This is a genomic window from Ruegeria sp. YKSF57 (assembly GCF_059612585.1).
In genome coordinates, this window is record NZ_JBXWQW010000063.1 from 1 (window position 1) to 19,944 (window position 19,944).

Below are 19,944 nucleotides of genomic sequence, written 5' to 3' on the forward strand. Positions count from 1 at the left end.
ATTCTGCGACCGCTAGGGCTGACTGACAGTTCTCGAAACTGGCGAAAAATGGTTTCAGGTCAGCGCCTTTGGTATTTTGAAAGCAGGGACGCAAGCGCATGGCTCATGATCTGAGTAAACCATATGAATATCCATTCGAAACGGCCTCGGAAAATGAAATCCGGTTTCGCGATGCCGGTTCAGTCGAAGGTAGGCCCGCAGGTGTTCCCTCCTCTTATGATGAAGGCGGGTCCACCCGGTGGACGCCAGAGGCGATTTCCGAGGTGCACGCTCTAGCACAACTCGGTCGCTATCAGGTGCGCGGTTACAACACTTTCAACAAGCGATTGCCGACATTCGACGATCTAACCTTCGTGCCTGCGACGATGACACGCCTGCCGTTGGAGGGATATCGCGAAAACTGTGATACCACGACGGTCTTGGGTGGTGGTCGCGGGCTTGTAGAACGCCCTGTCGAATTGAAAATTCCGATATACATAGCCTCGATGTCTTTTGGAGCCTTGTCTGCCTCGGCCAAGGCTTCCCTGGGGTTCGGGGCCTCGAAAGTCGGCACCATGACCTGTACGGGCGAAGGTGGAATGCTGGAAGAGGAACGCCAAGCGTCACGCATTCTACTCTACCAGATGTCTCCTGCTCGCTATGGAGTCGATCTGGATCACCTTCGGCGCGCGGATGCTTTGGAGCTGGTTGTGGGGCAGGGGGCCAAACCCGGAACCGGAGGTCTATTGCTGGGCATGAAGGTCAGCCCGCGTGTCAGCAAAATGCGGACATTGCCGGAAGGTGTCGATCAACGTTCAACGATCCGTCATCCGGATTTTCTGGGGGCTGACGATCTGGCCGTTAAAATCGAAGAGTTACGGATCGCAACGAACTATCAGGTGCCGATCTTTATCAAGATGGGTGCGACACGTCCACGGTTCGACGTGGCAATTGCTGCCAAAGCCGGGGCGGATGTCGTTGTCGTTGACGGCGCCGAAGGAGGAACTGGTGCGTCTCCGGAATTGTTGCTGAACCACACCGGAATTCCGACGATGAGCGCGATCCGGGCTGCGCGAGAGGCGTTGGATGAATGCGGCATGACGGGCAAAGTTTCGTTGGTGGCTGCTGGTGGCATCAGATCCGGGGTCGATGCCGCGAAGTGTCTAGCATTGGGTGCCGATGCCGTAATGATCGGCAATGCGGCGATGGTGGCCCTAGGGTGTAATACTCCGCGCTATGTGGAGGATTACAAGGCATTGGGGACGTCTCCTGGGGCATGTCATCATTGCCATACAGGTCGTTGTCCAGTCGGAATCGCAACACAGGACCCTGAGCTGGAAGTGCGGATGAATCCCAAGGCGGGAGCAGAAAGGATTGCACGATACCTGACGGCCATGACCATGGAAATCACTGCTCTGGCAAAGGCTTGCGGCAAGTCATCTGTCCACAACTTGGAAACCGAAGATCTGCGCGCTTTGAGCTTCGAAGCCTCTGCCTTTACTGGTGTCAAAATGGCGGGGATAGACAGGGCGTTCGATTGGTGAAAGTTTCCATCCTCGAACTGACAGGGCATCCCCTTCCGTTACTGAAGGGAACGCCACGGACCGCGAGCCAAATCAAGGAGTGGTTGGCGCCGCATTTGAGAAGCGCAGAGTTTTCGGTTGCAAACGTCGTCGATGGCGAGGCGTTGCCTGAGATAGGCACGTTTGACGGGGTTATAGTGGGCGGGTCCGAATTTGGAGTTTATGACGCCCTGCCGTGGATACAGCCGCTCAAAGATTTTTTGTTGAACACAAAAAATGCGGGCAAGCCCATCTTCGGAATCTGCTTTGGTCACCAAATCATGGCAGATACATTTGGCGGCAGGGCCGCGAAAGCGTCCGTTGGCAATGTGATTGGCGCGCGAGAATTCGATTTTGGATCCTCAGTGATTCCGAGTTACGTCTGGCATCAAGACCAAGTGACCCGGGTTCCGGCGAGCGCAAAAGTCACTGCGACGGCGGCGCATTGTCCTGTCGGCGCACTGTCTTATGATTTTCCCGCAGCATCGGTTCAGTTCCACCCCGAGTATACCAAAACACATTTGCGCGAGATAGTTGAGCGAGGTCGGGGCGTTTTTTTGTCTGAAACCGAGGCGGAACTGGCATTGGCTTCAATCCAAAATGCTGTGGTGCCACGCGATCTGGCTGTAAAGGAAGCTGTCTCGCTGTTCCGCAGTGCGTAATGGATATCCATGGTGTGCGGAGTTGATCTTGATCAAATTCCAAAACCTTGAAGATTGTATACTGAATACGGTATTGGCGGAGACAATTGAATGGCTAGGTTTGATGATTTCTTTCAGGCGATCTCTCGCGTTGCAAATCTGGGGCGTTCAGAAAAGCTGAGCGATCGTGAACTGGCTGATCTTGGTTTGAGCCGGGCCGATTTTCAGGCTCTGCGTTCCGGATCGCCCGGAGCGCGGGAGCGAATTGTTGCAATGGCCAGTCAGTTTGGTTTGAGCGAAGAAGCGCTCGATTCTCGTCCGGAACTTAGTCTCGAGCTCGCTGAAAAATGCGGGTACTGCGATCAGGCCAAGACTTGCAGAGACGCGATCCGCAAGGGTGAACACTTGCCCGAAGACAGATGCCCAAACGCCAACATCTATCGCGCTCTGTCGGGCAGTTAACGACCGCTGGGACTTTCCTTGGGGCTCAGCTTTCGCCGCCCCGATAGTTTGAAGCGTTCGGCTGTGCCGAAGTCTCTCAGACCGACGCCTGCTACAAATTCTGCAAATACGGGTGCATGTTTAAACAAATGTCCCGAGCAACCTCCGGCAAGAAAAACGTTTTCGTGTTCGGGATGCCAGTCAGCAATGAAATGAGTGTCCGGTGTCAAAATTATCTGATTGAACTTTGAGTCGACAACCCGTTGACCTTCGAGGCCCGGAAAGCGATGCCGTATATAACTGCGGGTTCGTCCTAGCGTCGCTTGGCGAATTAGCCGTTCGTCATTGTCCAGATCAATCTTGTCGGGGATCACCACTGCTGCCTTGACACCTGACCCCTCCGAAGAGGGCAATCCAAAAGAACCCTGCCCGTGGTCGATCCAACACGGCATTCTGCCCATGTCGAAGTCTTCTGACCCATCAGGGGTCGAGGTGTATAAAACATTGACACCTACAACGGTCGTGATCGGTTTCACCGTTTTGGGAAACATGTCGGCCATCCAGGCCCCGGTCGCGATGATGATCAGATCGGCTTCCAATGGCTGCCCATCAAGCATTGGGCGCTCGACATCGTCCGTTGTAACCCGCCCCCTGGTGACTTCGCCGCCTGCACTGCGAAACAGACCCAATGCGGTGATCACACAGCGGTGTGCCATCAGCATTCCCGCCTCAGGTTCGAACAAAGCATATTCGATGTCCGGCACCCGGAATTGTGGAAATCGAGATTCGATATCGGAACGTTCGAACTTGTAATACGGAACTCCGATACGATCGAATGTATCAGCCGTCGCATCTTCCCAATCGCAATGTCCCCGCGTTGCAAGAATCAGTGCGCCACATTCGTACATCAGGTTTAGACCGGTTTCGGCTTGCAGTTCGAGCCAGCGCATCCGACTTTCGCGGGCCCACCGAGTATAGAACTCGTCCCGGCCTGAAATAGCGCGGATTACTCGGTTGTAATCCGTTGAAGATGCACGAGAATGTCCAGGTTCCCACCTGTCGATCAGCGTTACTTGCTCTCCGCGTCGCTGCAATGTCAGGGCCGTCATGACCCCAACAATGCCGCCGCCGACTACAATTACAGAGCTTCCGGGCATGGCGCAGATTTTCCTTGTTTCTCGGTCGTATTCGTGAATACTGTATACAGAATACAACTTAAGAAAAGCCAAAAAGCGACAGGGAGAGCGCATCAATGAGTTCGGATTTCGAGCTGCCCGAGGGGACGCACACCGTCATTCTCGGTGTCGGAGACCTAAACGGAATTATGCGCGGAAAGCGTATTCCGGCGAGCCATTGGGATCAGATTTGCAAAGGCGGCAACGCCCTTTCAATTGCGCTCTTTGCTATCGATATGACATGCGATGTCTGGGACACTCCGTATGTCAATTTCGATAATGGCTATCCTGATATGCATGTCTTTCCGATGAGCAAGCCCGTCCCGGTTCCTTGGGAGCCGGGTGTCGCGGTCTGTTTTGGTCGGGCCGAAGGCATGGATCACAAGCCGGTTCCGATCGACCCCCGTCAGGCCTTGGTGCGACAGGTGGAACGTGCGCGGGACATGGGGTTCGAAGTCAACGTCGGGACAGAGCTTGAGTTCTATTTGCTGGACCCCGACACCGGGCAACCACGTGACAACGGCATCCAAGTTTATGGGCTGGGACGGGCGGCCCGGATGGAGCATATCGTTGGTCCGATCCGTCAACAAATTAATGAATGCGGCATCCCAATAGAACAATCCAATCCCGAATACGCAGCAGGGCAAATCGAGGTGAACATTCGGTATGGCGAGGCACTTCAGGCCGCTGACCGGGTAGTTTTGTTCAAATCGCTGATCCGGCAGCTGGGTATTGCGCATGGGTATCTGGCGACTTTCATGCCAAAACCGTTCTTTGAACAGTCGGGCAATGGATTCCACACACATTACTCCCTGTGGAAGGATGGCAAGAACGCTTTTGCCGAAAACGGGAAAATCAACGACACGGCTAAAGCATTTATTGCAGGACTACAAAAGCGCATGTGTGAAAGCGCAATTTGCGGAAGTGGGACGGTGAATGGATATCGTCGTCGCGCGCCTTATACCTTCTGCCCAATTAACGCGAGTTGGGGATACGACAACCGAACAGTCGGTATCCGCGTCATCGAAGGCTCCGATACTTCTGTTCGCGTTGAAAAGCGTGACGCGGGTGCCGATGCCAACCCCTATCTTTTGCTGGCCGCAGAAATCGCAGCAGGTCTGGACGGCATGGAACAGGGCCTTGAACCCAGTAAGCCCACGATGGGCAACGCGTATGAGGAGGCCATCGGGGACGCGATTCCGACTGATCTACCCACTGCCATCAATCTGGCGCGCAGTTCGGATTGGCTTAAGGATGTGATGGGCGAGTTGCAGTGGGAACTTGTCCTTCAGCAGGCCGAGCGTGAGTTGGGTTTCTTTGCCGAGCAGGTGACGCAAGTCGAATTGGACCGGTACCTGAGGACGCTCTGATGCTGATAGGCAAAGTTACAGGCACTGTCACTGCAACTGCCAAGGACGCGCGCTTGGTCGGCAAAAAGCTGATGATCACCGATATCGTCGACAGTCGCGGCAAGGTCCTTCGACCTGCTTGTGTCGCGGTAGATACGAGTGGTGCGGGGATCGGAGATACTGTGCTCGTGGTCGGCGGATCGGCAGCACGGATGGCTGCGGATTTGTCCACAGTGCCGGTGGATCTGACCATTGTGGCGGTTGTGGATCACATCTCGGCCAACTGACTTCAACACTTATCAACGTTTTACTCTGGAGGAACAAAAATGGCGAAACCAGTTGCGGGGCAGATGGCCCTGGGCATGATCGAGACCCGCGGCCTCGTCGGCGCGATTGAGGCTGCAGACGCAATGGTCAAGGCCGCAAGCGTTACGATCGTCGGACAAACCAAAGCGGGTGGCGGTCTCGTGACCACCCTTGTTCGCGGCGAAGTTGGTGCCGTGAAGGCCGCCACAGACGCGGGCGCGACCGCAGCCAATAAAGTGGGCGAAGTCGTTTCAGTGCATGTCATCGCACGTCCTCACGACGAGCTTGAAGCCATCATTGATGGGCTGGGTGCAGGCACAACTGCCTGAATCTTCGTGGCAGTCGAGTAAGGAGCAACCATGTCCGCTGGATTCGCAGAATTCACCCGTGCCGTAGCAAGCGGCGCAACAAGGGAAGCCGCACCAACCCAGAGATACGGCAGGATTGCCGTTCTGGGCGGAGGGCCGGATGCCCGACTTCTGGCTGCTCTGTGTCTGGCAGAAAGGGCAGACGTTACGTTGTTTTCCGCCTACGGCAGTGAACTGGACCTGCTGGAGAAATCTTCGGGCATCGGTCTTCGTGGTGTTGGACCGGTGGGGTCATATCATGTGAACCGGGATGGCCCGTCTGTCCGCACTACCGCCGAACTGGACGCCGCGGTTAGCGGGGCCGAAGTGATCTTTCTCACAGGGCCAGTCCACAAGCAGCGTACCTATGCAATGGTACTGGCCGATCATCTGAGTGACGGCCAGGTTCTGGTGCTTGCCCCTGGCCGGTCACTGGGCGCTGTCGAAGCGGCGTGGATGCTGCGCATTGGCGGCTGTAAGGCGGATGTTACCTTGGTCGAGATACAGGGGCTGCCGTATTGGTTCGCTGCCGAGGGTTCGGTGTTGAATTTGACTTACGCCGCTCCAATGGCCGGAGCGACTTTGCCGCGCGGTCGAACCCATGTGCTTGACGGGTTAAGCCAGTTTCTTCCCAACCTGAGCCCCGTTGACTCGGTCTTGGTTTCCAGTTTCGGAGATCTTTCCGCCGCAGTGGAAATCCCTGCCTTGGTGCTCGGAGGCGCCGCACTGGAAAAGGGAGGTCCAAGTGTTCCGATGGGTGGTGAACTGCTGGCGACAAACATCACATTCTCCGCACTGATCGGAGAAGACCAACGCGCTGTGATTGTAGGACTCGCCGAAGAACGGCGCAGGGTTGCGGCGGCCTTTGGCGTCAGGGATTTACCCGACATCGATGACTGGATCGAACGCTTCGCAGGTGCGGACAGGGGCGAGTTTTCGCGTCCTGTCCCCCACCGGCAGGTCGCAGTTGGTTTGATGCGCGATGGCGTACTTGGGTCTCTGGTGCCACTCGGTTCGGCGGCAACGCTGGCAGGTATTCCCGCGCCGCTGACCCGCAGCTTGATAGCGATCACGGATCAGATGCTGGGGGCGGATGTGGCCGCCGCGGGCCGCAAGCTGGACAGCATTGGTATTTCCGCAGGCGACGTCGATCAGGCGCGTCGTATTTTTGACGCCATTGCCACTGGAGCAACGTGATGGATGCGGATCTGAAATCGATCGCCGCCGCGCGGCGTGCTGCTGAAACGGCCTTTTCCGCATATCGTGCCTTCTTAGGGACCGATCCTACTCAGGTTGATGCCATTGTTGATGCCATGGCCCGCGCAATCGAACCCGAGGCCGAGCGGCTTGGGCAAATCGCCGTCGAGGAGACCGGTTACGGCAATGTCCCGGACAAACGGCTAAAGAACCTGTTCAACGCCCTATCAGTCGCGGATTATCTGCGAGACGTAACAACCCTTGGCCTGTTATGGCGCGACGACGCGACCAAAATCGCAGCTTTTGGCGAACCAATGGGGGTGGTCGCCGCACTCATCCCCGTGACAAACCCGACCTCGACCATCATCTACAAGGTGCTTTCGGCGGTCAAAGCGGGAAACGCCATCGTTTGCGCCCCGCATCCACGTGGTGTGCGTAGCGGTATCGAAACAGTAAAGGTCATGTCCAGCTTAGCGGAACAGATGGGGGCGCCCAAAGGGTTGATCCAATGTCTTGATGCCGTGACGATACAAGGCACCGCCGAGCTGATGAAGCATCGACGCACCTCCGTTGTGATGGCGACCGGTGGGCCAGCGATGGTGAAAGCGGCCTATTCCAGTGGCAAGCCGACCCTCGCGGTTGGTGCCGGGAATGTGCCTTGCTATGTTCACAAATCCAAAAAGGGCGATTTGGCAGAAGTGGCCGAGATGATCGTAACCTCTAAATGCTTCGACTTCGGCACGGCCTGCGTCAGTGAGCAGGCTATCGTTGCCGATCCCGAGATAGCGCGCGATCTGCGCCACGAGTTAAAGCTGAAGGGCGCCTACTTCTGTACTCCGGCAGAGGCGGACCGGTTGGCCAAGGTAATCTTCAAAGGCCCTCAAGTGATGGATCCCGAGCGCGTGGGGCAAAGCCCGCAAGTTCTGGCCGATGCCGCCCGATTTTCGATCCCTCCGCGTACGAGGTGTCTGGTTTCGGAAGAAACCGAAGTCGGATGGCAGCGACCGTTGTCGGCGGAAAAACTGAACCCTGTTCTCGCCTTTTATGAGGCCAAATCAACCGAACACGGCGTCGAATTGGCACAATCTATTGCAAAGTTTGAAGGATGGGGGCATTCGTCGATCATCCATTCCGACGATCCTGAAGTGGTGGCCCACTTTGCGACCGTTCCGACTGGGCGGGTTTTGGTGAATACGCCCGGCATCATGGGGGGGATGGGGTATTCCACCGATCTCGAACCGTCGTTCATGCTCGGAACGGGAACGTGGTCCGGTTCGATTACGTCGGACAACGTTACGGCCCTGCATCTCATCAACATCAAGCGGGTTGCATACCAAAGCCGGCCTTGGCGCGACATTTATGAGGAGTATGGCGCATGAGCGATATCACCATCCGGGCGCTGATGCAGATTAATAATCTGCAACCGAAATTTGCTGCCTACAACGGCGCAACAGTACAAGGTTCAGTGCCTTTGTCCGGCGACACTGTGCTGATCGGAGAATTTGCGCCTGGAAACGGGGTGTTTTCCCTGATCGACCGCGCGCTCAAGGCTTCGTCAGTCGAGGCGACAACCCAAATGGTCGAACGTGAATTCGGTTTCTTCATACTACGTTCACCGTCCAATGCCGAGGTGTCCGCGGCGCGAGACGCGATGCTGGCAGAGCTTGGTGCGTCGATGTCGGATCGGATGAAACCCTCCATCAGTTCCACGCAGATCATCACCAGCGTCGAACCGTACCAAGCTCAATTGTTGAACAAATGGCGGAAGGGTTCGTTGATCGTTCCTGGTCAGACTTTGGGGATCGTGGAATGCGCACCCGCCGCTTATATTTCTATTGCGGCCAACGAAGCGGAAAAGGCGGCTGAAATCGATATTGTCGAGGTGCGCGCCGTAGGGCGTTTCGGAAGGTTGTTCATTTCTGGTTCCGAAAACTCGGTCAAAACGGCTGTTGAAGCGGCAGCGCGCGCCATCGAAACCGTGGATGGGCGATCGAACTGATGGCCGGATCGCGGGTCATAGGGTCCGAAGCGATCGAAGAGGTCCGGCGGCGCGGTCGGATCGTGTTTGAAATCCTGCCGGGCGACATTGTTACTGCGCTGGCGCGTGAAACGGCAGAACGTTTGGGCATTGGTTTGGTTGAAGGCCCGCTCGAAAAGCCGGCCCCACCGCGAACTGATGGTAAAGCCTCGATGCGTCGCGTGCTTTATCGTAGGTCCCCCAAATGGATGCCTCCGTCCCGCGCACCGCGCAAGGCCCGACGACTGGGAAAACTCGCTTTGATTGGGGCGGGAGGCGTGGGTGGCAATATTGCTCACTTGGCAGTGTTGAACGATATTGCAGATGACATTGCCCTTGTCGACATTACTCCAGGTTTGGCCGCGGCAACAGCGATGGACCTCAACCAAGCGTCGGGCATTACCTGTGCTCGATCACGTTGCTTTGGAGGTGAAAAACTGGATCTGGTAGCGGGCGCCGAAGTGGTGGTTGTCACTGCGGGCCGAGCTCGGCGCCCCGGCATGAGCCGATCCGATCTAATCAACGTCAATGCGCGTGTTATCCGGCAAGCCGCCGAAGCAATCCGGACCAGTGCACCTGAGGCCGTTGTGGTCGTCGTTACCAACCCACTGGACGAAATGACCGTGGAAATGTTGCGCGCCACAGGGTTTACGCGTGAGCGGGTTTTGGGCATGGCCGGCACTCTTGACAGCAGCCGGTTCCGTCATGCGCTTGCGATGGAGGCGGGTGTCGCTCCGGCTGAAGTCGATGCAATTACACTCGGCAGTCACGGCGATGAAATGACCCCAATTCCTAGCCTTGCGCGGATCAAGGGGCGCCCAGTCGGCGTCTTTCTGACCAAAGACCAGATCAACGCTTGCGTGAAGGACGCGATAACCGGCGGAGGGCAGGTTGTGGCGCTAAAGAAATCCGGTTCGGCAACGATTGCCCCTGCGCATGCTTCGATCGAGCTGATTGATCACATTCGCGGCGCGCGAACTGGTCCGGTTCCCGTGTCGGTGATGTTGAAGGGTGAATATGGTATTGACGGCGTCGTACTTGGCGTCCCTGCGCATCTTGGCGCAGGTGGGCTTGTCGCAATTGAAGAACTGCGCTTGACGGAAGCTGAATATGTATCGCTTCGTGCTGCCGCCGCCTCAATCCGCAAAAGGTTGGGCCATTGACCATTCGCAGCTGGAAATCCGGGGGGCGTTTCGAGGAGCTTGGATCGTATTCCCGTGTTAAGCGGATCGGGCCGTTTGTTTGGGTGGCCGGCACAACCGCAATTGAACCCACAGGGAAAATTCATGCGCCCGGAGAAGTTGGGGCGCAAACCCGGTACGTTCTCTTTCGAATTGAAGAAGCGTTGAAGCACGTCGGAGCCGAATTGCGGCATGTAGGACGGGTGCGCGCATATCTGACCGATATGGGAACAGCTGGCGAATTCGCGCGCGTGCACGGAGAGATATTCAGGGGAATCGATCCTGTCCTGACTGCCGTCGAAGCCGGACTGACACAGCCAGGTCTGACCGTTGAAATTGATGTGGATGCGGTCATTCACGACAAAAACGGAAATATCGTCGGATTCTGAAGATGACTTTCCAAGAAAGGATTTGATCGGAGTACAGTTCTGTGTACTGTATACAGAATACAAACTCGGCAAAAAGAGACACAGGGAGCTTTTCAGATGACAAAATCAGCGCTCATCGGCGGGACATGCATCGCGCTCATGGCCTCGGCAGCCATGGCCGAGATCAAGGTGGGGTATATCGGGTCGCTTTCTTCGGATACCGGCCTTTCTACGCTTCGCGGCGCAGAGATGGCGATTGAGGAACTGAATGCAAATGGCGGTCTTAACGGAGAGCAGATAACACTTGTCTCTGCGGATACGGGACAAGACCCGACCGAGGGCATCCGGGCCTATGAATATCTGGCTGAAACAGAAGAAGTTGATTTCATCATATCCGGGTCCATTGATGACGTATCGCTTGGATGGCTACCTAGGATGCAAGAATATCGCATCCCAACTCTGGATACCTGGACTTCGTATATTGGCATAATCGATATGGTGGTCGAAGACCCCGAAGGTATGGCGCCTTACTTCATGAACATCGCTTCGGACGAGGCGTTGGCGACGTTATACATCAACTTCGGCGCGGATGTTCTAAAAAAGAAGATGGGATGGAATTCGGTCGTTATTCTTGCTGAAGACACTGCATTTGGCGAAGCCATTACCGGCCTGGTGACCGAAGCACTTGCTCCTGTGGCCGGTATCGAAGTTGCTGACATCATCACATATGACGTTGCCACGGTCGATTTTGCACCGATTTTTAGCAGGGCGCAGGATACTGGCGCCGATTTCATCTATCAGGTCTCGTCCGTAAATGCTCAAGTGATTTCCTCGCAATACGTGAAATTGCAGGTTCCAATGGCCATGACCGGCGTGAACGTCGCAGCACTTGGCATGGAGTATTGGGAAGACACTGGTGGAGCAGGGGGCGGTATCTCGACCCTGTCACCTGTGCCGTCTGTCGGATTCAAACTGGACCCGGTTAGTCAGAAGTTCGTCGACGAATACCAGGCGAGATACGACAGCCGTCCGCTTTTACCGCACTTCAACGGATTCAATGCCTACCACGGGCTGAAACAGGCGATGGCCGCAGCAGAGGAAGCCGGTGGTTTCGGCGATGTCGACGCATGGGCCGCAGCAATGAAAAAACAGGACTTGGTGCTGGACATGGATGGCCAACTTTGGTTGCGCTACGGTTTTTGGGGTGACGACGAAGTTGAACCGGTCACGCAACGGACCTACCCGCACAATGCCCGCTTCGATCTTTCGGAACCGTTTGACGATGCGCAGCCATCGATGGTGGTGGTGCAGTGGTACGAAGATGGAACAGCCGCTGTTGTCTATCCTGAAAAATATGCAACTGGCGAGTTCACTCTTCCCAGCTGGGTGAAATAACTCCGAAGTAATAATACGGCGCGCTTTTCTAGAGCGCGTCGGAAGCTAAGGGTTTCTCGATGCTGCAGATACTGATCCAGGGGCTTCTGCTCAGCGGCCTTTACGCGCTTATCGCAATGGGGTTCACACTGATTTTCAGCATCGGACGCGTACTGAATCTCGCCTATGGCGCGTATCTGATGGTCGGTGGATACGTCTATTTCTGGATTTCTCAAACCTTGGGTATGCCAAAGACAGTCGGGGTTATACTGGCGGCTGGTCTAGGTATTCTAATGGGGGTGCTCAAGTTCAAGCTCATCGTCAAGACGCTCAAGGGCGATCATGTGGCGGTCGAAATCTCTACGCTCATTCTTGCCGTCGTTATTCAGGCTGGAATTGTTTTGGTCTTTGGCGACAGCAGCAAAATCCTGCTGCCTATAATCCCCGGCGTGACAATCATAGGTGGAGCGTCTGTCACTTACAATATTCTGACGGCAACGATTGTCAGTTGGGCAATTCTAAGCGGATTATACCTGTTTGTGCGCTTCAGTCATACTGGTCGCGCAATGCAGGCAGTGTCGATGGACGCCAAGGGTGCTGCCATATCCGGGATCGATCCAGACCGTATCAATTTGGTCACTTGGGGTATTTCGGGCGGGTTGGGTGCTGTCGGCGGAGTATTCTTCGCCAGCTACACACAGCTTTCGCCCTCGATGTGGGTAGCCCCGCTGATCATCTCGGTCGCCGTCGTCATTGTTGGCGGTATCGGTTCGATTTTCGGAACGCTGATAGTCGCCCACATAGTCGGGTTTCTGGAGGTTATCGTCGTGGCCACTCTCGCCCCTGAATTGAGGGGCGTTTTTACCATGCTTCTGATTATTGGAGTTCTGGTGATGCGGCCGCAAGGCCTCTTTGGGCGCGAGGAGATTTGAGATGGGATTGCGGTGGTATCATCTTGGACTTTGGGCGGTTCTGATAGCCGGGATGACTTTACTGCCGCAAATCGTTGGCAACGGTACGCTCAGAACAATGATCTTTGCCAACTACCTGGCGATATTTGCTATTAGTTGGGATGTGTTGTCCGGGCGTACCGGCTATGTGAGTTTTGGCCACCCTTTCTTGATTGGAATAGGCGCATATACGACAGCAATCTTGACAAAACGGTTCGATGTGGCGGTCGAGATTTCGATTCCGATTGCCGTAGTGATGACTATGGCGGCAGGGTTGATCGTTCTTCTTCCGGCTTTGCGTATTAGGGGCAGCTACTTTGCGCTTGTCACCTTGGCCTTCATGGAGCTGTTGTATCAATTGGTACAAGTAATCCGCCCCGATCTTACAGGTGGTACACGAGGCATGTCGGGCATTCAAACGCTCACGCGAGGGGCCACCAACGGGTACTACCTGTCAACCACGCTCATGCTTTCCGTGGCTATCAGCATGTGGTTGTTGATGAAAACCCGGTTGGGTACGGCCTTGGCCGCAATCGGAATGAATGAGGAAAGCGTACGTGGCTCCGGCTTGAGCACAACACGCCTCAAGGCTCTCGCGTTTCTGACCAGTGCATTCGTAGCTGGGCTGGGAGGCGCCTTCTATGTGCACTATCTTGGCTCGCTGGCCCCGCGCGCGTTGTTCGATATCAATTTTCTTTTTACAATCATCGTCGCCGCCCTTCTGGGAGGAACGTCGACGATTGTCGGCCCCATGATCGGGGCTTTTTTCATGACTTTTCTGCTGGAGTATCTGCGACCAGTTCTGCCAGGGGCAGAGCGGTACTTTGTTTACGGTGCCATCGCGCTCTTACTCTATATGTATCAACCGAAAGGTCTCGTGGCGCTTTTTCAGCGCGCCGTTTCCGGGGTTCGGAAAAGGAGCATCTCGTGACAACAGCTCTGGAAGTCACTGACCTGGTCAAGACCTTCGGCGGCCTCAAGGCAACGAACAACCTGTCCTTTTCCGTACAGCAAGGGGAATCGTTGGGTCTCATCGGCCCGAACGGTGCAGGCAAAACCACGGTTTTCAGCCAAATTATGGGCGAGTTGCGCCAAAACAGCGGCACGATCAAGCTGTTCGGGCAGGAAATCTCCGCTCTTCCAACCTCGCGCCGGATCCGCGCGGGCGTCAGCCGCACATACCAGATCCCCCGGCCTTTTGGAGATATGAGCGTGTCCGAAAACATACGTGTTGGGCTGATGCCTGACAACATTTGGCACATGATATTCTCACCGCCGGACAAAGCTCGAGAACGCGAGATCGCCCTGAGCGTCGGCTTTAGCGAGGACGATTTGTCAAGAACGCCAGCAGAGCTGGCCATGGGAGATTTGCGCAAGCTGGAAATGGCTCGCACAACGGCAACGGCCCCGAAAGTCATGCTGTTGGACGAGGTGTTCGCTGGCCTTACTGTCGGTGAAATTGCACAAATATCAGATCTCATTCAGTCCATGCGCAAGGAGGGGATGACGTTTCTGATCGTAAGCCATGATTTGCCCGCGTTGGAGCCGTTGATTGACCGTGCCATTGCTATCGACCGAGGCAAAATGATCGCCGAAGGGCCATTTTCGGAAGTAATAAACGACAAGGCCGTACAAGCCTCATATCTCGGAGGAGCGTGATGTCGTTTCTGGAAATCTGCGCCCTGTCCGCGTTTTACGGCAAAGCACAGGCTCTGACGGATATCTCGATAACGGTCGAACCCGGGGAAATCGTCGCGGTGATCGGGCCGAATGGAGCAGGTAAATCTACACTGCTCGACAGTATTATGGGATTGGTTAGGACCGAAGGCGATATAAGGCTCAAAGGGGAACCATTGATCGGGCGGCCAACGTCGGACATTGTACGCCGGGGCGTCGGATATGCACCGGAGCGGTTCAATTTGTTCCCTTATATGTCCGTTCGTGACAACCTGATGGTAGGCGCATACACCGCCCGCGAAGATGTGGAGCACAATCTCGAATTGGTGCACAAACTTTTTCCGCGCCTCGAAGAACGAGAGGGGCAGGAAACATCGACACAGTCCGGGGGTGAACGTCAAATGGTTTCGTTTGGTCGCGCGTTGATGACCAGTCCCGAGCTTTTGCTGGTGGACGAGCCGACAATCGGCTTGGCGCCCAAAATCTGTCATGAGATTGCCGAGGTACTGCGCCGACTAAACCGTGAATTTGGGTTGACCGTGGTCATAACCGAGCAGAATGCTAATTTTGCCCTTTCCCTGGCCAGTCGCATCTACATCCTCGAATCTGGACGCATGCAGATTTCGGGCACGGCGGACGAGTTGCGAAACGACCCACGATTGCTCGAAGCTTATTTCGGTCATCATTGAAACCCGGAACCGGTTCAAATGATATCTGGCAATGGTATTCGGATCGCCATGCCTACGAAGAGGTGGAGTGAGTTTTCCTGTATCATTCACCCGGCAACGGATGGGAACTGCTACCCAGGATCTGACCGCATTGACTTTCAAAGCCGAAACAAGACGGTTGCGGCGAGGGCGGTGGCGGACAGGAGCACCTAGAAACCAAAACGACTTTCAGTTAATCCGTGCTGCTTCGGAAAACTACTGAACGTGACGGTACGCAATCTCAGTTTTCTTTGAAAGCACGTGACATGCTATCGGTGATTGGTTTCACTATGTAAGAAGCGAATGTCCGTTGTTCGGTCTGGATCATGATTTCTGCAGGCATGCCTGGCGTCGGAACAAACCCACGAACGCGGCCCATCTCATCAGAAGTCAAAGAGATTCGAGCCAAATACACCTCTTGTGGTGCACCGCCTGTATCTTCGAACAGGGCATCTGCGGAAACATAATACACTTCTCCATTCAAAACCGGAGTGGTGCGCTGGTTCAAAGCCACCAGACGCACAGTGGCCCTTTGCCCGGTTACAACGCTATCGATCTCGGTTCTCGGAATCTGAGCTTCGATAATCAATGGAGCATCCGCCGGCAGGATTTCAGCGATTGGTTCGCCAGTTTCGATAACGCCACCAGGCGTAAAATAGTGCAGGCGCACGACCGTTCCTGAAACTGGTGCCCGAACTACGGCTCGGGCAAGGACACTGCGCGCTTGCCGCGATTTTTCCCGAACGCTTTCCAAATCTGCTTCGATTGCGCCAAGCTCATCCAAAGCAGCCTGTCGATAAGCAGATCGCGTGCGCTGAATTTGCTCATCGTATTTCAACATCATCTGACCGACTTCTGATGCTTCGGCCTGTAACCGGGCAAGCTGGCCATCGGCCTCGGCCTGAATTCGCCGGATAGCGTTCAGTTCGCCTTTCCGCACCAACCCTTTTTCGAACAAGGCGTTTTTGGTTTCATATTCCTCCTCCAATATCTCGGATCGGTGGGACATGGAATCAAGCTGGGCTTGGTATCCCTTCTCTCGCACCCGGAGTGCTTCCATGTTCCGCTCAAGCAATGCGATATCATTCAGCAAAGTCTTGCGGGACACTTCAAATGTCAGTTCTTGGCTGTCCAAAATAGAAGCAACTTCGGCGTCGCTAGAGGCTGTCAATAAATCCGATGAGAATACGAGCTTTTCATGTTCCCGATATTCTGCAAGCAACCTGGTCGCCATTGCCTGAAGGCGGATCTGGCGGATGAACAATTCTCTTTCAGTGGATTCCGCCGACGTCTGGTCCAATGTCATTAGGACATCTCCGGCCTTGACCTCTTCTCCTTCAGCGACGCGAATTTGTTCGATGATACCGCCTTCGAGGTGCTGGACAATTTTGTTGCGGCCCGTCGCGACAAAACTGCCTTGGGCGATAACTGCAGCTGCCAAAGGAGCGCGGAAGGCCCAAACACCAAATCCGCCAAAGCACACCACCAACATTGCAAACCCGATCACAATGAAATGGGTGATCGAGCGGGGAACGTCGGAGTACCACAATGCGTTATTGGACGGAGTGCTGAGGTCAGACATATTTTGCCCTTTACTTGTCCGGAATTTCGCCAGTTCTGCCGGCCGAGCTCTGCAATTGCGCCAGTACGTGATCGCGCTGGCCGAATACGGCGACACGCCCATCGGTCAATAGCATGATTTTGTCCACCGCACCCAAAAGGGTCGGCTTTTGAGTGATGACGATCACTGTAATTTGGTTGATTTTGGCATGCTCTATTGCCTTGGTCAGCGCCTTGTCGCCCGCGACGTCAAGGTTTGAATTTGGCTCGTCCAATACCACCATGCGCGGCATGCCAAAGAAGGCTCTCGCCAATGCGATACGTTGCTTTTGCCCGCCAGACAAAGGTGATCCGTCTGCGGAAACGATGGTTTCATAACCCTGAGGGAGTGTCGCGATCATGTTGTGAACGTCCGCGAGAACAGCGGCATCATGGATTTGTTCGTCCGTCGCGTCGGTGCGCATACGACCGATGTTGTCTTTTATCGTTCCCGGGAACAGCTGAACGTCTTGCGGCAGATATCCGATGCTTTCGCCGAACTGGCGCGGGTCCCAGTTTCGGATGTCCATCAGGTCTAATCTAACACTGCCAGATGTTGGCAAAATCGACCCAACCAATGTTTTGCCCAATGTCGTTTTCCCAGCGCCTGAATTGCCAATTATCGCCAATGTCTCGCCTGGATTCAGCGAAAAGGTTATTCCGTTCAACACGACGTGTTTGGTCCCACCCGGGACATAGAGCAAACGTTCAACGTCCAGCTTACCCTCAGGGCGCGGCAGGCGCAGTTTCTCGTATTGCAGCGCCGAGTTTGCCAAGAGTGCGCGAACACGGTCGAAGGCGCCTCGAGTCAACAAGAATGAATTCCAACCTTCTATGGAGCCCTCGATCGGGGCGAAGGCGCGACCGGCGATAATTGATGCGGCTATCACCATGCCGCCGGTAATCTCGCCATTCAGGGCCAGAAAGGCGCCCCATCCCAGAATCGCGATCTGGGTCAGCAAGCGCACCGCTCGCGAGATCGCGGCGAAGATGACATTCCTGTCCTGCGCGCGAACTTGCCATGTAAGCGATGTCGCCGTATCCCGGCCCCAGATACGAACCGCCTCGGGGATCATGGCGAGCGCATTGATGATCTGGCTGTTTCGGGACATCGAATCGAGGTGCTGGTTGGCCATCGACTGCGCTCTGTTCGCCTCGGCAAAGGGCTTCGCGGTCAATTTCTGGTTGATGAATGCAATAGCCATCAACAGAAGAGCCGTGACGATGACAATCATCCCCAGATCGGGGTGAACAAGAAAGATCATAAGCAAGAAGAATGGCGCGAAAGGCACGTCAAGAAATGCTAAGAGCGTACCCGATACCAGAAAGCCGCGTACCTGCTGTAAATCGCCCAGGGTCTGATATTCACGGCCTGTACCGTGCAACGAAGCATGGGCCGCAGCGCTTAGAGTTGGCGCGCCGAGTCGAGCTGCAACTTCTACTGCTGTCCGCATTAGCATGAAGCGGCGCACGGCATCAAAAGCTGCTTGAAAAATCACGGCACCGGCGACGATCACCGTCAACATGATCAACGTGTCAAGAGAGCGGCTGGTCAGAACCCGGTCACTGATTTGGAAAAGGTAGATTGGAATGGCCAGGATCAACAAGTTGGTCGCAAGGGTCAGAACCATGACAAATGCCAGGTTGCGCTGAATGGCGCGCAGCGATGTGCGAAGTATCTTTTGATAGTTATCTGGAGGGGTGCGCCGATGAAAAGGCCCCGGAGGAGAAGCCCCATTGCCACCATCCCCACCACGCGCGAGCAGCGGTTCGTTTGCCTTGGCCTCCAAAGTGGTGCCCAAGGAATCTGGTCGAGGTTTTGTCGGCTGGGTTGACCCCTGAGGATTACCTTTGCTCTCCTTTTCCTCTGGTGCGTTTGTTTCACGTGCCGAGGTACGCGCTCGGGGTTGCATTGTCTTGGCCAGCGGCACACGCATCTCGGGCGACAGCCTTAAAATTTTTTCGCCGTTCCCACGCATTCGATCGGCGCCTCTGAGGGTGCCGTCGGGGTTGAAGAACAGATCATTGCGCCATGGTGGAAACTTTGTCGACATACTCAAACTGTCCCGAAAAACCAAAACTCATGAACTTGCTCACTAGGCGAGCATGCTGTGCATTCCGTCCGCGTTGCTTGCATCGTGATCCATGTCGCTCTGTTTGCCACGACCAAGGCCTCCAAGCTCCGGGGCCTTCACAAAGTCGTCGTCCATCAGGAACGCAACGGCTTCGTTCACCAGTTCCGAAATTTCTTCGGTGTTCGAAGTATCCGGTGCTTCGACAAAACTTGCCTGATGCAAAAGCAGATCGGAATAGGCGTCGTCACCCGACATCACGACGGAATCGACACCGTGCTTGGCGATATTTGCGGCATTCAGCATGGCGTTACTGCTGGCGACCAGTTCGATCGCGTCTGCAGATTTGCCTTTGACGACTAGATCGTCCTGGTCGGCAAGTTTGTTCACCTGCTTTACGATGTTGACCTGTTTCAGGCTGCCATCGATCTTCAACACACGCATCTGTTCCATACCTGCGAAATGCGGATCGCTGGTGAGCGCCTGTTCCAACGCAGCAGTGCTGCCAGCGTCATCCACGGGAAGCACTTCGGCAAGTGGTGTCGGTAATTCTTCGTATGTGTCCTTGCCGATTGTAGTGACCTTGGCCTGGTTCATCACGAGATTGTTGTCGGTATGTTCCTCACTAGCTGTGGTCGTGCCGTCAACCAGACCAACGCCAATTCCCAATGATATCAGATCGTCATCTATGAGAACTTGTGTTTGCGCAACAACATCGACAGATATGAGGTCCTCCCCAACCAAGATCAGGTCATAGTGCTGACCCAGTTGCAGAATATCATTGCTGTTGGTCAAAAGGTTGTCGCCTAGAGCATAATAGGTCGAGAACCCTGCTATTTCGGTTTCGATACTGTCGATATCCGTTGTGACGATGTCTTGTTGAATGACATTGGTGATCGTCAGATCGCCCTTGATCTGGTCGATATGTACATTCTGCGGCGGTCCGCCCGACCCTTTTTCGTTGTCGAGCCATGCAGCCGTGTTGGGCTTGATTTCGATTTC

19 protein-coding genes and 1 pseudogene are annotated in these 19,944 nt (G+C 55.0%); 16 read left to right on the forward strand and 4 right to left on the reverse strand.

From position 1 onward, the window contains the following. Window positions 1-98 precede the first annotated feature (98 nt). The 3 genes from AC2FLX_RS19685 (at window position 99) to AC2FLX_RS19695 (ending at window position 2,644) form a co-directional block, all read left to right on the forward strand. Window positions 99-1,523 (forward strand): FMN-binding glutamate synthase family protein, encoded by a 1,425-nt coding sequence (locus tag AC2FLX_RS19685; protein ID WP_496810541.1) that lies wholly within the window; start codon window positions 99-101, stop codon window positions 1,521-1,523. Beyond that, window positions 1,520-2,203: a type 1 glutamine amidotransferase gene (locus tag AC2FLX_RS19690; protein WP_496810557.1), complete on the forward strand. Its 684-nt coding sequence runs from the start codon at window positions 1,520-1,522 to the stop codon at window positions 2,201-2,203. Before AC2FLX_RS19685 ends, AC2FLX_RS19690 begins: the two co-directional genes overlap by 4 nt. A gap of 90 nt (window positions 2,204-2,293) precedes the next feature. Then, window positions 2,294-2,644 carry a YjiS-like domain-containing protein gene (locus AC2FLX_RS19695; RefSeq protein WP_480750756.1) on the forward strand — a complete coding sequence of 117 codons (351 nt, stop codon included), beginning with the start codon at window positions 2,294-2,296 and terminating at the stop codon, window positions 2,642-2,644. Here AC2FLX_RS19695 and AC2FLX_RS19700 read toward each other — a convergent pair. Further along, window positions 2,641-3,780, reverse strand: coding sequence for an FAD-dependent oxidoreductase (locus AC2FLX_RS19700; protein ID WP_496748271.1), 1,140 nt, complete (start codon window positions 3,778-3,780; stop codon window positions 2,641-2,643). The two genes, AC2FLX_RS19695 and AC2FLX_RS19700, sit on opposite strands and share 4 nt — an antisense overlap. 95 nt (window positions 3,781-3,875) lie before the next feature. Here AC2FLX_RS19700 and AC2FLX_RS19705 point away from each other — a divergent pair, with 95 nt between their 5' ends. The 13 genes from AC2FLX_RS19705 (at window position 3,876) to AC2FLX_RS19765 (ending at window position 15,253) form a co-directional block, all read left to right on the forward strand. After that, entirely contained in the window at window positions 3,876-5,168 is a 1,293-nt protein-coding gene (locus tag AC2FLX_RS19705; protein ID WP_480750754.1) for a glutamine synthetase family protein, read from the forward strand. After that, window positions 5,168-5,434 carry a EutN/CcmL family microcompartment protein gene (locus tag AC2FLX_RS19710; protein WP_496810540.1) on the forward strand — a complete coding sequence of 89 codons (267 nt, stop codon included), beginning with the start codon at window positions 5,168-5,170 and terminating at the stop codon, window positions 5,432-5,434. The genes AC2FLX_RS19705 and AC2FLX_RS19710 overlap by 1 nt, the downstream gene beginning before the upstream one ends. A gap of 39 nt (window positions 5,435-5,473) precedes the next feature. Continuing rightward, window positions 5,474-5,782, forward strand: a complete 309-nt coding sequence (locus AC2FLX_RS19715) for a BMC domain-containing protein (protein ID WP_480750752.1) — start codon at window positions 5,474-5,476, stop codon at window positions 5,780-5,782. Between the two features lie 30 nt (window positions 5,783-5,812). Continuing rightward, window positions 5,813-6,997, forward strand: a complete 1,185-nt coding sequence (locus AC2FLX_RS19720; protein WP_496810539.1) for a hypothetical protein — start codon at window positions 5,813-5,815, stop codon at window positions 6,995-6,997. Beyond that, window positions 6,997-8,376, forward strand: a complete 1,380-nt coding sequence (locus AC2FLX_RS19725; RefSeq protein ID WP_496810538.1) for an aldehyde dehydrogenase family protein — start codon at window positions 6,997-6,999, stop codon at window positions 8,374-8,376. The genes AC2FLX_RS19720 and AC2FLX_RS19725 overlap by 1 nt, the downstream gene beginning before the upstream one ends. Then, window positions 8,373-8,996, forward strand: a complete 624-nt coding sequence (locus AC2FLX_RS19730; protein WP_496810537.1) for a BMC domain-containing protein — start codon at window positions 8,373-8,375, stop codon at window positions 8,994-8,996. The genes AC2FLX_RS19725 and AC2FLX_RS19730 overlap by 4 nt, the downstream gene beginning before the upstream one ends. After that, window positions 8,996-10,177, forward strand: coding sequence for a malate dehydrogenase (locus AC2FLX_RS19735; protein WP_496810536.1), 1,182 nt, complete (start codon window positions 8,996-8,998; stop codon window positions 10,175-10,177). The genes AC2FLX_RS19730 and AC2FLX_RS19735 overlap by 1 nt, the downstream gene beginning before the upstream one ends. After that, window positions 10,174-10,584: a Rid family hydrolase gene (locus tag AC2FLX_RS19740; protein WP_496748266.1), complete on the forward strand. Its 411-nt coding sequence runs from the start codon at window positions 10,174-10,176 to the stop codon at window positions 10,582-10,584. Before AC2FLX_RS19735 ends, AC2FLX_RS19740 begins: the two co-directional genes overlap by 4 nt. A 96-nt stretch (window positions 10,585-10,680) precedes the next feature. Further along, window positions 10,681-11,958, forward strand: coding sequence for an ABC transporter substrate-binding protein (locus tag AC2FLX_RS19745; protein WP_496810535.1), 1,278 nt, complete (start codon window positions 10,681-10,683; stop codon window positions 11,956-11,958). Window positions 11,959-12,017: 59 nt separating this feature from the next. After that, a complete protein-coding gene (locus tag AC2FLX_RS19750) occupies window positions 12,018-12,869 on the forward strand; it encodes a branched-chain amino acid ABC transporter permease (protein WP_496810534.1) in 852 nt (283 codons plus the stop codon). 1 nt (window position 12,870) lies between these two features. After that, a complete protein-coding gene (locus AC2FLX_RS19755) occupies window positions 12,871-13,818 on the forward strand; it encodes a branched-chain amino acid ABC transporter permease (RefSeq protein WP_496810533.1) in 948 nt (315 codons plus the stop codon). After that, window positions 13,815-14,546, forward strand: a complete 732-nt coding sequence (locus AC2FLX_RS19760) for an ABC transporter ATP-binding protein (RefSeq protein WP_496807184.1) — start codon at window positions 13,815-13,817, stop codon at window positions 14,544-14,546. Before AC2FLX_RS19755 ends, AC2FLX_RS19760 begins: the two co-directional genes overlap by 4 nt. Beyond that, window positions 14,546-15,253: an ABC transporter ATP-binding protein gene (locus AC2FLX_RS19765; protein WP_496810532.1), complete on the forward strand. Its 708-nt coding sequence runs from the start codon at window positions 14,546-14,548 to the stop codon at window positions 15,251-15,253. Before AC2FLX_RS19760 ends, AC2FLX_RS19765 begins: the two co-directional genes overlap by 1 nt. 259 nt (window positions 15,254-15,512) lie before the next feature. Here the strand turns inward: AC2FLX_RS19765 and AC2FLX_RS19770 are convergent, their stop codons facing one another. From AC2FLX_RS19770 to AC2FLX_RS19780, 3 genes and pseudogenes are all read right to left on the reverse strand, one after another. Continuing rightward, window positions 15,513-16,853, reverse strand: coding sequence for an HlyD family type I secretion periplasmic adaptor subunit (locus tag AC2FLX_RS19770; protein WP_496748260.1), 1,341 nt, complete (start codon window positions 16,851-16,853; stop codon window positions 15,513-15,515). A gap of 10 nt (window positions 16,854-16,863) precedes the next feature. After that, the gene (locus tag AC2FLX_RS19775; RefSeq protein WP_496810531.1) at window positions 16,864-18,924 is read right to left on the reverse strand and encodes a type I secretion system permease/ATPase; all 2,061 of its coding nucleotides are present in this window, start codon (window positions 18,922-18,924) and stop codon (window positions 16,864-16,866) included. A gap of 42 nt (window positions 18,925-18,966) precedes the next feature. After that, window positions 18,967-19,944 (reverse strand): annotated as a pseudogene (locus tag AC2FLX_RS19780) (type I secretion protein); the annotation flags it as partial.

Coding starts and splice junctions, on each gene's coding strand:
- AC2FLX_RS19685 (WP_496810541.1), top strand. CDS start 99: ATGGCTCATGATCTGAGTAAACCATATGAATATCCATTCGAAACGGCC.
- AC2FLX_RS19695 (WP_480750756.1), top strand. CDS start 2,294: ATGGCTAGGTTTGATGATTTCTTTCAGGCGATCTCTCGCGTTGCAAAT.
- AC2FLX_RS19700 (WP_496748271.1), bottom strand. CDS start 3,780: ATGCCCGGAAGCTCTGTAATTGTAGTCGGCGGCGGCATTGTTGGGGTC.
- AC2FLX_RS19705 (WP_480750754.1), top strand. CDS start 3,876: ATGAGTTCGGATTTCGAGCTGCCCGAGGGGACGCACACCGTCATTCTC.
- AC2FLX_RS19710 (WP_496810540.1), top strand. CDS start 5,168: ATGCTGATAGGCAAAGTTACAGGCACTGTCACTGCAACTGCCAAGGAC.
- AC2FLX_RS19715 (WP_480750752.1), top strand. CDS start 5,474: ATGGCGAAACCAGTTGCGGGGCAGATGGCCCTGGGCATGATCGAGACC.
- AC2FLX_RS19720 (WP_496810539.1), top strand. CDS start 5,813: ATGTCCGCTGGATTCGCAGAATTCACCCGTGCCGTAGCAAGCGGCGCA.
- AC2FLX_RS19725 (WP_496810538.1), top strand. CDS start 6,997: ATGGATGCGGATCTGAAATCGATCGCCGCCGCGCGGCGTGCTGCTGAA.
- AC2FLX_RS19730 (WP_496810537.1), top strand. CDS start 8,373: ATGAGCGATATCACCATCCGGGCGCTGATGCAGATTAATAATCTGCAA.
- AC2FLX_RS19735 (WP_496810536.1), top strand. CDS start 8,996: ATGGCCGGATCGCGGGTCATAGGGTCCGAAGCGATCGAAGAGGTCCGG.
- AC2FLX_RS19745 (WP_496810535.1), top strand. CDS start 10,681: ATGACAAAATCAGCGCTCATCGGCGGGACATGCATCGCGCTCATGGCC.
- AC2FLX_RS19750 (WP_496810534.1), top strand. CDS start 12,018: ATGCTGCAGATACTGATCCAGGGGCTTCTGCTCAGCGGCCTTTACGCG.
- AC2FLX_RS19755 (WP_496810533.1), top strand. CDS start 12,871: ATGGGATTGCGGTGGTATCATCTTGGACTTTGGGCGGTTCTGATAGCC.
- AC2FLX_RS19765 (WP_496810532.1), top strand. CDS start 14,546: ATGTCGTTTCTGGAAATCTGCGCCCTGTCCGCGTTTTACGGCAAAGCA.
- AC2FLX_RS19770 (WP_496748260.1), bottom strand. CDS start 16,853: ATGTCTGACCTCAGCACTCCGTCCAATAACGCATTGTGGTACTCCGAC.
- AC2FLX_RS19775 (WP_496810531.1), bottom strand. CDS start 18,924: ATGTCGACAAAGTTTCCACCATGGCGCAATGATCTGTTCTTCAACCCC.